The organism is Neisseria sp. P0008.S010, from assembly GCF_051962715.1.
Classification (GTDB): domain Bacteria; phylum Pseudomonadota; class Gammaproteobacteria; order Burkholderiales; family Neisseriaceae; genus Neisseria; species Neisseria elongata.
On the sequence record NZ_JBQCVA010000197.1, the window covers coordinates 1 to 364 of the forward strand.

Sequence of the window (364 nt, forward strand, 5' to 3'; positions counted from 1 at the left end):
CCTTAGGGTTGTAAAGCTCTTTTGCCAGGGACGATGATGACGGTACCTGGAGAATAAGCCCCGGATAACTTCGTGCCAGCAGCCGCGGTAATACGAAGGGGGCAAGCGTTGTTCGGAATTACTGGGCGTAAAGGGCGCGTAGGCGGCCGATCAAGTCAGGCGTGAAATTCCCGGGCTCAACCTGGGGGCTGCGCTTGATACTGATTGGCTTGAATACGGGAGAGGATAGTGGAATTCCCAGTGTAGAGGTGAAATTCGTAGATATTGGGAAGAACACCAGTGGCGAAGGCGGCTATCTGGCCCGTGATTGACGCTGAGGCGCGAAAGCGTGGGGAGCAAACAGGATTAGATACCCGGGTAGTCC

The 364-nt window shown here is 55.2% G+C and carries 1 rRNA gene; it reads left to right on the forward strand.

The annotated features are described in order from the left end of the window. Nucleotides 1–364: ribosomal RNA gene (locus ACTHSL_RS13195) — 16S ribosomal RNA — on the forward strand; the annotation flags it as partial.